At 56.9% G+C, this 11,962-nt stretch carries 12 protein-coding genes; 9 read left to right on the forward strand and 3 right to left on the reverse strand.

Annotated elements, in window-relative coordinates:
- Positions 1-142 precede the first annotated feature (142 nt).
- The 8 genes from HEP89_RS22625 (at position 143) to ugpC (ending at position 8,283) form a co-directional block, all read left to right on the forward strand.
- Positions 143-1,024: an N-acetylmuramic acid 6-phosphate etherase gene (locus HEP89_RS22625; RefSeq protein WP_168693088.1), complete on the forward strand. Its 882-nt coding sequence runs from the start codon at positions 143-145 to the stop codon at positions 1,022-1,024.
- 254 nt (positions 1,025-1,278) lie between these two features.
- Positions 1,279-2,190: an ROK family protein gene (locus HEP89_RS22630; RefSeq protein ID WP_168693089.1), complete on the forward strand. Its 912-nt coding sequence runs from the start codon at positions 1,279-1,281 to the stop codon at positions 2,188-2,190.
- Positions 2,187-2,933 (forward strand): copper homeostasis protein CutC, encoded by a 747-nt coding sequence (locus tag HEP89_RS22635; RefSeq protein ID WP_168693090.1) that lies wholly within the window; start codon positions 2,187-2,189, stop codon positions 2,931-2,933. The genes HEP89_RS22630 and HEP89_RS22635 overlap by 4 nt, the downstream gene beginning before the upstream one ends.
- On the forward strand, positions 2,930-4,099 hold the full coding sequence (locus HEP89_RS22640) for a Gfo/Idh/MocA family oxidoreductase (RefSeq protein ID WP_168693091.1): 1,170 nt from the start codon (positions 2,930-2,932) through the stop codon (positions 4,097-4,099). The genes HEP89_RS22635 and HEP89_RS22640 overlap by 4 nt, the downstream gene beginning before the upstream one ends.
- 8 nt (positions 4,100-4,107) lie before the next feature.
- Positions 4,108-5,004, forward strand: coding sequence for a sugar ABC transporter permease (locus HEP89_RS22645; RefSeq protein ID WP_077292942.1), 897 nt, complete (start codon positions 4,108-4,110; stop codon positions 5,002-5,004).
- Complete coding sequence (locus HEP89_RS22650) at positions 4,994-5,836, forward strand: carbohydrate ABC transporter permease (RefSeq protein WP_022998786.1); 843 nt, start codon at positions 4,994-4,996, stop codon at positions 5,834-5,836. The genes HEP89_RS22645 and HEP89_RS22650 overlap by 11 nt, the downstream gene beginning before the upstream one ends.
- A gap of 35 nt (positions 5,837-5,871) precedes the next feature.
- Positions 5,872-7,083 (forward strand): sugar ABC transporter substrate-binding protein, encoded by a 1,212-nt coding sequence (locus HEP89_RS22655; protein ID WP_031268566.1) that lies wholly within the window; start codon positions 5,872-5,874, stop codon positions 7,081-7,083.
- Positions 7,084-7,155: 72 nt separating this feature from the next.
- The gene (ugpC, locus tag HEP89_RS22660) at positions 7,156-8,283 is read left to right on the forward strand and encodes a sn-glycerol-3-phosphate ABC transporter ATP-binding protein UgpC (RefSeq protein ID WP_152510887.1); all 1,128 of its coding nucleotides are present in this window, start codon (positions 7,156-7,158) and stop codon (positions 8,281-8,283) included.
- A gap of 91 nt (positions 8,284-8,374) precedes the next feature.
- Here ugpC and HEP89_RS22665 read toward each other — a convergent pair whose 3' ends face one another.
- The 3 genes from HEP89_RS22665 to HEP89_RS22675 are packed head-to-tail and all read right to left on the reverse strand — an operon-like array spanning position 8,375 to position 11,487.
- The gene (locus tag HEP89_RS22665) at positions 8,375-9,442 is read right to left on the reverse strand and encodes a D-TA family PLP-dependent enzyme (RefSeq protein ID WP_152510888.1); all 1,068 of its coding nucleotides are present in this window, start codon (positions 9,440-9,442) and stop codon (positions 8,375-8,377) included.
- Positions 9,443-9,445: 3 nt separating this feature from the next.
- The gene (locus tag HEP89_RS22670) at positions 9,446-10,963 is read right to left on the reverse strand and encodes a M81 family metallopeptidase (RefSeq protein WP_168693092.1); all 1,518 of its coding nucleotides are present in this window, start codon (positions 10,961-10,963) and stop codon (positions 9,446-9,448) included.
- A 2-nt stretch (positions 10,964-10,965) separates the two neighbouring features.
- Positions 10,966-11,487, reverse strand: a complete 522-nt coding sequence (locus HEP89_RS22675) for a hypothetical protein (protein WP_168693093.1) — start codon at positions 11,485-11,487, stop codon at positions 10,966-10,968.
- Between the two features lie 87 nt (positions 11,488-11,574).
- Between HEP89_RS22675 and HEP89_RS22680 the strand changes: the two genes are divergently transcribed.
- Complete coding sequence (locus HEP89_RS22680; RefSeq protein WP_022998792.1) at positions 11,575-11,961, forward strand: RidA family protein; 387 nt, start codon at positions 11,575-11,577, stop codon at positions 11,959-11,961.
- Position 11,962: the final 1 nt, after the last annotated feature.

Here is an 11,962-nt window from a genome sequence, read left to right on the forward strand (position 1 = left end):
ACCGAAAATCAAGTGTTAAAACAATTTCCGAACCTGCATCACCACTGCTGGAGCACCAAACGGAAACGTTCCAGGCGCGTGATTGCCTTGAGAGACTTAATTCCGCGATACGAAACTTGGTGTGCCTCCGAGTTCCTGAACCATGAATTTGCCGACGACCGAAGACCGCGATCCGATTTCCATTGGCCTGTCCAAAAAGTCTGATGAAGACGTCCTGTCGCTGCTGCTGCAACGGCAGAAAGATGCGCTGAATGCCACCGAAACGGCCATCCCGGAGATTGCAAAAGCCGCCGAAGCACTTCAGACAGTCACTGTTTCAGGTGGAAAAATCGGCTATGCCGGTGCCGGCAGTGCCGGACTGACAGCCCTGGCGGATTGCCTGGAATTGCCGGGAACGTTCGGCTTTCCCGTTGAGCGCATGCGCATGCTCTATGCCGGAGGGGCTGCAAACCTGCTTCACCTTGCCGGCACATATGAGGACGACGAGGAAGCCGGTTTTGCTGACTTTCGAAAATCAGGCCTTGGAGAAGGAGATATCCTGATTGCAGTTTCTGCAAGTGGATCAACTCCTTATACTCTTGGTACGTTCAGAGGTGCGCAGGCGGCAGGCACAAAAACCGTTGCACTGGCAAACAATCCTGACACTCCCCTCCTCCGTCAGGCAGATTTTCCGATCTTCCTGAAAACACCTCCCGAAATCATCGCAGGCTCTACACGTCTCGGGGCGGCAAGCGCCCAAAAAGCTGCACTCAACATGATCTCTACATTGGTGGCACTGAGGCTTGGACACGCAGTTCGTGGTCACATGGTCAACCTGGTTGCGGATAATGAAAAACTGCGCCAGCGCGCTTATCGCATCCTTCAGGATCTGACGGGCTGTACGGCAGAAACTGCAGCGGAAAAGCTCCAGCAGGCCCAAGGCAGAGTGAAGGTTGCGGTTCTCATGATTCGAGAAGGCCTCGACGCGGAAAGCGCCGAAATGTCGCTCAACGAACACAGCGGAAACTTGCGTCCTTTCCTTTGACGCGTGCCCGCGCTTCCAACAGACATCTGGCACATTTTCGAACATAATCTCGTCCGCAAACAGCAGGCCGGGCCTTCTCACGGCACTATTGAGCTTGCGCGATGTAGCCGTTGTTTTTGACAGGTGTCAGCCGCCCAATTCCTTTAAAAAATGATGCCAATTTCTTTTTTTGGTTTACTACCAATGCGATTGGTTGCATATTGGTATTATAACTGTACGTTAACAAATATAACCCAGAGGCGTTTGAACAGGCGATGACCACCTGTTTTGATATTGGCGGCTCCTTCATCCGACATGGAGAGCTCCAAGCGGATGGAACCGTTGCGGAAAAAGGCCGGGTAGCGACACCCGGATCTGACTGGCAGGCGTTTGTAGACGCGATTGCCGACTGCTCCGGGCCGGATGGATCTCCTATCTCGATTTCGCTTGCAGGCGCCTTTGATACCCGCAGCGGCATCGCGGATGTGGCCAACATCCCCTGCCTGCATAAACGACCCGTGCAATCGGATCTGGAAACCGCCCTCAAACGTCCTGTCGCCATTACAAATGACGCAAATGCTTTTGCGCTTGCCGAAGCCGTCGACGGCACTGGTCGAGGCAAGCCGGTCGTTTTCGGTATTATTCTCGGGTCTGGTGTCGGTGGCGGGCTTGTCGTCAATGGCACGCTTGTTACGGGTTATGGCGGCATCGCGGGGGAATGGGGTCACGGCCCCATCATGGACCCGACAGCTGGTGGCCAGTTGAAAGGCATTGAGCACTACCCCTGCGGCTGCGGCCAGACAGGATGCATCGACGCGATCTGCTCGGCCCGTGGCATGGAGAAGATCCATCGGTCACTGCATGGGCTGGATCAGGCAAGCAAGGATATTACTGCCGCCTGGCATGCCGGTGATGCAGCTGCCACACAAACGCTCGACGCCTTCACCACTCTGCTTTCGCGAGCGCTCTCCGCTTTCGTCAACACACTTGGTCCGGATGTCATACCGGTGAGTGGTGGCCTTTCGAACGATCTTGTTCTTCTCGACGTGATCGATCGAAAGACGCGTGACCTTGTTCTTGCCAACTATAGCGAGCCACTCGTCATCAAGGGCGAATTTGCCGCCAATGGCGGCCTGCATGGTGCCGGCATCGTGGCCCGTACGCTCATCAAGGAGGCGGCCCGGTGACCAGGATCCCCCTCGAGGTATGTGTAGACACCCTCGAAGGCGCCTGGACGGCAGCCGAAAACGGCGCTGACCGAATTGAATTATGCGCAGCTCTGTCCGAAGGTGGCCTGACCCCTTCACAGGGGTTCATGGTGGCCGCGGCCAGACTACCGGTTCCCGTCTACGCGATGATCCGCCCCCGATCCGGTAATTTTGAGTACTCGGACCTGGAAAAGGCCTTGATGCTGCGCGACATCCACGCGGCTGAAAATGCAGGTCTTGCGGGAATCGTGATCGGGGCAGTCGACAACCAGCACAGTCTCGATCGAGACTTTCTGGCCGCATCCATTAACGGCACCAGACTGCCGGCAACTTTGCACCGGGCCATCGACACCGCACGCGACTACGAAAAAGCTATTGAAGACGCGATCACGCTCGGTTTCGAACGCGTGCTGACCTCTGGACAGGCCAGCAAAGCAGAACATGGCCTTTCACTACTTCAGCAGGCGGTCAATGTCGCCGCAGGGCGGATTTCCATCATGGCAGGATCGGGTGTCACCGCCGCCAATGCTTCCCAAATTCTCAAACGATCCGGCGTGCAGGAACTGCATGCGTCCTGTTCTTCCGTGAAGCCCTTGCCGGAGCCGCAGGACCTGGAAACGCGCCTCGGCTTCGTTTCCGAGGCAGGCATCAAGGACACCGATGGAAACGTCGTCCAGGCACTTCGCCGTGCCATGGACCAATTTACGGAGGCCGCAGCATGAAGACCGGCTATGTCGGACTGGGCGCGAGAATTGCCAATGTCAGCAACTGCCTGCAGGAGGTTTCAGGAGATCTTGATCCCTGCGCTTACGTCGACCCGACACCCGCCGGCCTCAAGCATGTCGAGGCCAAATGCGGCCACAGCCTGACCGCCTACACCGATCTCGACAGGATGATCCGACAGGAGAAACTAGACCTCCTGATGATCGGGTCCCCCAATTTCATGCACCTGGATCATCTGCGAACGGCACTCAAATCTGATGTTCGCTACATCTTCTGTGAAAAGCCGGTTGTCGTCAGCGAAGAGGAAACCTTCGAACTCCTGTCCCTGATGAAGGAACATGGTGGATCGAAACGTGTCCTTGTCGGACTGGTGCTGCGATATTCGCCGCTCTACACCGAACTTCAGAAAAGCCTCAAGTCCGGCCAGATCGGCAAAGTGGTCTCGATTGAGGCGTCCGAGCATATCGGTCCCTACCACGGTTCATTCTTCATGCGCGACTGGCGCCGCTATGACCGGAATTCTGGCGGCTTCATGCTGGAAAAGTGCTGCCACGATCTGGATCTCTACCAGGGTGTCACAGGTTGTCGGCCGCGTTTCGTATCCAGCTTCGGCGGACGCAAGAGCTTTGTTCCGGAGAACCGGCCGGATCAGGACCATACCTTTCCGACACCGAAAATCGAAGGCAGGGTCGATCCGTTCACACCGCGATGGGGTGGCGGCAATGCCGACTTCGACAGTGATGGCGACATCATCGACTACCAGACAGCGCTGATCGAATACGAGGACGGCGCGAACCTCTGCTTTCACACCAACATGTATGTACCGGACGAATTCCGGCGCTTTGCCGTCATGGGGACCAAGGGCATGGCGGAAGGAGACTTCATTCGGAATTACTACCGGGTGCATGACGCCCTGACATCCGCCTGCCTGATCGACAAGCCGCAGGTCGTTGATGCCAGCCGGCACGGCCACTATGGCGCCGATGAAGCCATGGCGCGTGACCTCGACCATTACTTCCGCAACGGCGGACATCTGCCGGTCAGCGTTCTGGATGCACTTGAGGCCGGTCTGACGGCGATCAAGCTGGACGAAGCGCGCCGGACGCGCAGCGTCATCGACCTTGCCGAAACCTGGCAGCAATTCGACAGCTACGGCGTGGCATAGGGGGCATCATGGCGCACTCGCCAAAGAAGACCGACTATTTTCCTTATCTGCTTCTGGTGCCGGCGTCCCTCGTCATGCTGGCTATCGTCGCCTATCCGCTTTTTGAAACATTCCGGCTTTCCTTCACCAACACGAGCATGAGCCCGAACTACGAATACGTAGGGCTGGAAAACTACGAGAAGCTCATGTCGCGCCGCTTTCCGGAAGTGATTGCGCGCACCTTCTACTGGATGGCTCTCTCTGTAGCGCTGAAAATGCTGATCGGAACCCTGGGAGCCGTGCTTCTCAACGCGATGGTGCCGGGTCGCACCCTGTTTCGCGTGCTGGTCATGCCGCCGTGGGTGATCCCGATTGCCATTGGCGTCTTCATCTGGGGATGGATGTACAACGGTCAGTTCGGAATGATTTCCGGAATGGCCCAACGACTCGGCATTCTGAGCGGGCCGTTCGAATTCCTCGCCTACAAGAACTCCGCCTTCATGTCGACCATCGTGACGGACGTGTGGATCGGTGTTCCAATGGTGACGCTTTATCTGCTGGCCGCCATGCAGTCCATTTCGAAGGACCTTTATGAAGCGGCCTGGGTGGACGGGGCCTCTCGGCTCTACAGGTTCCGCCGCATTACCTTGCCACTGATCATTCCCTCGATCGCGACGATGGCGCTTCTGTCGGCCATCGCGACCTTCAACTCCTTCGACATCATATGGATCCTGACAGAAGGCGGTCCGCGCGGCGCAACCACCACGATGATCATCGACACCTACAAGACCGCGATCAGCCGCTTCAAATACGGCGAAGGCGCCGCCAGAACGGTGATGATCGTGGTGTTCCTGGGCTCGTTCATGCTGGTCTATTTCATGCTGCTGTCGCGCCTTGCCAAAAGGAGCCCGCACAATGCTGCATAAGTATCGCTGGTACGAATATGTGCTGATCTATCTCGGTCTCGCAGTGTTCCTGACATTCGTCCTGGCCCCCTTCGTCGAAGCCTTCGTGGTGTCGCTGAGGCCGCTCAGCAGCCTGTTTTCGATCCCCTACAAGTTCATCACCGACAAGATGAGCTTCGATGCCTACATCACCATGTGGCAGAACGTGCCGCTGTTGTGGGTCTACATGCTCAACTCGTTCTTCATCGCCACGGTGGTGACGGTCCTCGGCCTGTTCTGCATCATCCCGGCTGCCTATGCCTTCGCCCGGTTCGAGTTTCCAGCGCGAAACTCGCTGCTCGGCATCTTCATAGCGGTGAACATGTTCTCCGGTGCGGTGCTGATCATTCCGCTGTTCAAGCTGATGCAGCAATACGGGCTGCTGAACACCTATTTCGCGATGATCGCACCTGGAACGGCCTTCGTCATTCCGACCGGTATCTGGCTTCTGCGCTCCTATCTGATCCGGATCCCCAAGGAGCTTGAGGAAGCAGCCTGGGTGGATGGCGCCGGCAAGATCTACACTCTCTGGCGCGTGATCATTCCCGTGGCGTTGCCGGGCATCGTGGTGGTCACGATCACCGCTTTCATCACCGCTTACGCGCAGCAATTCATCTATGCGCTGACCTTCAACTCCGTGAATGAACTGAACCCGCTTCCAGTGGGGCTGTTCCAGTTCTTCGGACGCCAGACCGTGGTCTGGAACGAACTCATGGCCGCCAGCCTCGTGGGCATCCTCCCCGTGCTGTTCGTCTATGTGTTCCTGCAACGTTTCATCGTCGCCGGTCTCACGGCAGGCGCCGTCAAAGAATAACAAAAAGAAGAAACCAACCAGAAAAGGGAAAACAGATGACACTTAAATCAGTGCTATTGGGAGGGGTCTTCGCGCTCTCTCTCGTCGGAGCCTCCCAGGCAGAAGACAAGGTCATTCACATGATCAACTGCGGCGACAACACCGGCGCCGGAATTCCGCTGCAGGATGAGTTGATCAAGGGTTGGGAAGGCGAAAATCCGGGCTACAAGGTCCAGCTCGAGTTCGTTCCCTGGGGCCAGTGCCAGGAAAAATCCACGACGCTCGCGTCCGCCGGGAACCCGCCAGCCGTTGCCTACATGGGCTCGCGCACGCTGAAGCAGCTCGCAGCCAATGACCTGATCATTCCGGTCAACATGACAGAAGAAGAAAAGGCAACCTACGCGGCCCCGATCCTGGCAACGATCACTGCCAACGGTCAGCAGTGGGGCCTGCCGCGCGCCTTCTCCACCAAGGCACTCTACTGGAACAAGGATCTCTACGAGGCTGCAGGCCTGGATCCGGATACGCCGCCGAAGACCTGGGACGAAATGTACGATTTCGCCAAGGCTATCAAGGACAAGACCGACTCTGACGGTTTCGGCCTCGCGGCCGCGTCCTTCGACAACACCATGCACCAGTTCATGAACTACGTTTATACGAACGGTGGTCAGGTCATCAATGAAGACGGCGAAATCGTCTTCAATTCCCCGAACAACGTTGAAGCCCTCGCCTTCTACGGCAAGATGGCCGAAGTCTCGCAGCCGGGCCCGATCGCCTATGACCGCGCGAAGCTGCGTCCGCTGTTCTCCGAAGGCAAAATCGGCATGTTCATTTCCGGTCCCTGGGAACGCACCCGCGTGACCGACGTGAACTGGGGCGTCGCACCGATCCCGGTCGGTCCGTCCGGCACTCCGGGCACTTTGCTGATCACCGACTCCCTGGCCGTTTTCAAGGGGTCCGGCGTTGAAGAACAGGCGCTTTCGCTCGCAAAGCTTCTGACCAACCCGGAAAACCAGATGGCCTTCGAATTGGCTGAAGGGTTCACGCCGCTGCGCGATCTGCCGGAAGTGCGTGCGCTGGTTGAGAAGGACCCGACCTGGTCTGCTTTCCTCGATGCGATCCCGACCGGTGGACCGGAGCCGTTCGTCACCGATTATGTCGGCCTTCAGGATTCGATCAACGAAGCCGTTCAGGGTGTTGTCCTTGGTGAAGTCGATCCGGCTGAAGCCGTCGAAATCGCCGCGGAACAGCTTGAGGAATTCAAGTAACACCTTGAGCACTGTCCGGGCCCCCTCTCCCACTTTCGGGGGCCCGGTCACCTCTTCAAAAAAGGAATGACCATGGGCGAGTTGCAGCTGCGCGACGTACGCAAAAGCTATGGCCATATGGAAGTCATCAAGGGTGTCAATCTTGATGTGGACCATGGCGAATTCATTGTTTTTGTCGGTCCGTCCGGATGCGGAAAATCGACCTTGCTGCGCATGATTGCAGGGTTGGAGGAAATCACGGGCGGCGATATCACGATCGAGAACAAGGTCGTCAACGATCTGCCGCCGGTCAAACGCGGCATCGCCATGGTATTTCAGTCGTATGCGCTCTATCCGCATATGTCTGTCTACGAGAACATCGCCTTCCCCTTGCGCGTCGAACGCCTTTCCAAGGACAAGGTGGAGGAGAAGGTTCAAGCCGCTGCCGGCATTCTTCAACTGAAGGAAAGACTGCAGCACAAACCGGGCGAGCTCTCCGGCGGGCAACGCCAGCGCGTCGCCATCGGCAGGGCCATCGTGCGCGAGCCTTCCGTTTTCCTGTTCGACGAGCCCCTGTCCAATCTGGATGCGGCACTACGAGCGGAAATGCGTGTTGAACTTGCCAAGCTGCACACGGAACTTGACGCGACCATGATCTACGTCACCCACGACCAGGTTGAAGCCATGACCATGGCGGACCGGATCGTGGTGCTGGATCACGGTATCATCTCCCAGGTCGGTTCGCCGCTGGAGCTTTATCACAAACCGCAGAACACCTTCGTTGCCGGCTTTATCGGCAACCCCAAAATGAACTTCATCGAGGTGTCCGGAAAAAGTTCCGGTCCTGAAGGCGTTGTCGTCACCTTGCCATCAGGCAAGGACCTGACAGTCAAGGTAGATGCCGCGGAAGAAGTTGCAGGAAAGAGCCTTACCCTTGGCATTCGCCCGGAACATCTGACACTAGGCGCTGCCGATGCCTCCATAGAGATTGTTCCGACCGTCGTTGAACATCTCGGCATTCACACCGTCACCTACAGCACGGTTGCCGGTGCCAAGTCCACTTTTTGCAGCGTCTTGCCCGGATCCGCCCCGGCGAAAGTTGGTGTGCCGGTTTCCATGGGACTGAAGGGTGTGGATTGCCACCTGTTCGACGGTAACGGAAACGCTTTTGACCGCCAGCTTTCGCTTGAAGAACTGGATGCTGCGGACATGCATATCTGACACTTGGCATCAGATACCCCAAATGAGAACGGCCGCCCCGAAAGGCGGCCGTTTGAAATTTCGGGAAACGGCGGGCAAGTCGTCTGGAGGACTAGACGACTTGCCCACGGGCGGCGACCGTCTCGATGCGGGTCACCACGCCGTCTCTGTGAAACACCAGGCGGTCGAAAAGGTTTGAAACCACGCACGTATGGTTGGGAATGATCCGGACCCGTTCGCCGATCTGCGGTTTTTTGCCGGACTTCGTCAGGTCGACGACGGCATGCTCTTCGCTGAGCGCGGCAATGGATGCCTCCGGATAATCGATCAACAGGCCGTGGTCGGAAAAACCCAACAAATCGGACGTCAACGCTTTCGATCCCGCATCCAGAACCGCCCGGTTTTCGGTCGGCCGGGAGACGACTGTGGCCAGCACATGCATGGCGCAATCGTCAAAATCGCACATACCGGCGCGCACCATCGAGCGGTCGTTGAAGATATAGGTTCCGGCCCGGTGCTCCGTCGCGCTAGGCACAAGATCACTGTCGAACAGGCTCGGTGAACCTCCATGCGAGACGACGGGGCACTCAAGACCTGCCTGTTTCAGAAGTGACAGTGTTTCAGAAAAAAAGGTTTCAACTGCCGTTTCGGACGATGCCTTCGGATAGGTCAGCAGACCATGGAATACCAGTCCGGGCGATGCATCGATGCGCTTGGCCAGCGCGACCGCAGCATCCGGATTTTGCACGCCGTTGCGTCCGGCTCCTGTATCGCATTCGACCAGAACCTTCAGCGGTTGATCCCCGGAAAACGCACTCGCCAGACCGTCGACGACAACTTCATTGTCGGCAACAACCTGTAGATCCACCTTGGTATTCAATAACTTCAACCTGTCGAGCCGCGATTTGCCGAGCATATTGAAGGTGATCAGGATATCGGTGAAGCCTGCGTCGGCGAACACTTCCGCTTCGCTTATTTTCTGGCAGTTGATACCGCGTGCGCCATAGGCCAGCTGCAATGCGGCCAGCGCCGGGATCTTGTGTGTCTTGATATGTGGCCGGAAGTTCCGGCCAATACGGTCGAAATACTCCTGTGCAACCTTGATGTTAGTCTCCATGACCGTTTCATCGATCACGGCGACAGGGGTCAGAAGATCCTGCACTGACAGCCCGACACTCATCGCTTAGCCTCCCTTGCGGCCGACAGTGCCGGCACTGGTATCGGTTTCATGCCCACTCGCGTTGACTGCCTCGTTGATTGGCCAGATATCCCTCGGTGCTTTCTTATAAGGGGTTACCCTCGGGTCGTTGGGATAGGGACGTCCGGCGGCGCAATAGAGGATCAACGGACTGATGCGAGCAAACGATTGATGAAAATGGTTCGTCGACTTGACCACCAGGATCTTCCTTTTGGTCGGATCGATACCGAAGTTGGAAAACAGGCTCGTGTCGAAGCATTGGGCGCGGGTCGAATTCAGGATCACTTCGATTCCGCCAATCCGGATCAGACTTGCGTCACCGATGGGAACGATGCTCTGGCCAAAAAACTGCTCTGCATTCCGGATGTTGCGGAGAATTTCAACTTCGGCGTCGATCGGCTTACCGGTTTCCGGTGCTGATTTCGCTCCGAACCGCAGCATCATCCGAGCCCCCTCGCCCGCTGCGTGACAGAGCTGGACGGCTACCGGGTCCCAGATTGAGCCGAAGGCAATGTTCTCGAGCTTGCCGGCAATGGCTTCTGCCAGCAGGACGGTCGCATCCCCGGCCGTTCCCCCACCGGGATTGTCCCACATGTCCGCGATCGTGACCGGACCACCTTCACAGGACAATGCCTTTGCGTAGGCTTCGGCCGGAGTAAGTTCAGCACTTCGCACCTTGCCGCGCAGCTTGAACAGGGCCTCTCCAAGGTCACGGGCAACTTCGGACCCAAGTGCCGGATCGTTGTTTGTCACTGCCAGCAACTTGGTCCCCATTTCGGGGACGTCGCCCGCCATGAAGCCATGGATAACAGAGAGAGACAAAAGGCCCGGCGTTTCCTGCTCCCGGCGGATCATCTCATCGACAAACCGGCGCATAGGCTCGGATGTTGTCGGGAAGACGTCAATCATCTTGGGATCGTAAACGCTCATTACAGGTTTGACTTCGCCTGCAACCGCTTGCCCAGCAATACGCCATGCATCCACGGCCCGATCGACGAAATCGATGTGGGGAAATTCCTTGAAGGCGATGAGCGCGTCAGCCGCGGCAACACGCTTTGCAGTCAGATGACTGTGCGGGTCGAACGTTGCAATAACAGGGACATCCGGGCCGACCACGGATCGAATTCGGCTCAGTAGATCCCCTTCCGGATCATCATACCCGTCAGCGACCATCGCACCATGCAGGCCAATGACGACAACGTCGAAAGGTCCACCTGCCACGATCTGATCCAGAATTTCGTCACGCAAGCCCTCAAAGGTCTGCCGCGAAACCAGTCCGGCCGGATCTGCCCACGCCGCGGTACCTTCAACCAGTTCCCAGTCGTTTTCACAAGCAAACCGGCGCCCTACGGTGACGACGGCAGAACACAGGGTCGGAGTTTCCGGATGCTCCCCCGGCCTTGCCAGCAGCGACGCCCTGAACGCGTTGATATCAATCCGGATCGGTGAAAACGTGTTGGTTTCTGTTGCCAGAGCTGCCGTAAAAGCGCGGGGCTTCGTCATGATCAGGACGCGGCTCCGAGAGGATTGGGCAAATATCCGGCAAAGCCGCAGATCTTCCAGCGCCCCTCCCTTCGGACACAGAAATAGAGCGTCTGCCACAACAAACGATCCTCGCCTCCATCTGCTTTCCGAATGCGGCCGTCGAATTTCTTGTGCGCGATCGCCCGGTTTCCGTTGATGTCGATCTCGGTCAGGCGGGTAGCGTCGAAAATGGCGGCACGCGCGTCTTCGGCAAATTCCGTCGCTCTGAAAATTTCCGCCTGGCTCAACCAGCGCTCCTTGTAGGAGCCGAGATCCGGAAACCCGAGTTTCCAGTCGTCCGGATTAGGTACCTTTCCGCCGTCTACGCCAAAAAAGGCTGGTTCGTCGAAATCATGGGCCACCTGCTCCCAGTCTGCTGCAACGAAGGCATTGATGTCCCGCATGACAAGCATGTCCCAGATCTCGGAGCGATCTTCGTCTTTTCCTGCAAATGGATTTGTCTGGCTGTCTGGAAGGGCCTGCATATCGGAAACCATTTTCATTTTGACGGTTGATTTTTGAAAAATATAAGGGTGAAATAAAACCAATGTCAAACCACTATGTAAATCATTTTCATTTTGGAGCCAAATATGTCTATCAAGCGCTATGGTGCTGAAAAATCAGGTGCCGGCGGCCAGAATCTGCCCTTCGCTCGAGCCGTTGAAGCTGATGGCTGGCTTTATGTCTCCGGACAGGTACCAATGAAGGATGGTGAGATTGTCGGCACGGGGATTGTCGAACAGACTCACCTGACCATCAAAAATGTTATCGCGATCCTGGAAGAGGCCGGGTACGGCCTTGAACATGTTGTCCGCGTCGGTGTCTGGCTCGATGATCCGCGCGATTTCTGGTCGTTTAACGGCGTCTATAAAAGCTATTTCGGTGAACACCCACCGGCACGCGCCTGTGTCCAGTCAACCATGATGGTGGACTGCAAGGTCGAGATTGATTGCGTCGCTTACAAGAAGCCGGCCTGAT

It is taken from the genome of Labrenzia sp. 5N (assembly GCF_012395805.1).
Lineage (GTDB): Bacteria > Pseudomonadota > Alphaproteobacteria > Rhizobiales > Stappiaceae > Roseibium > Roseibium algicola.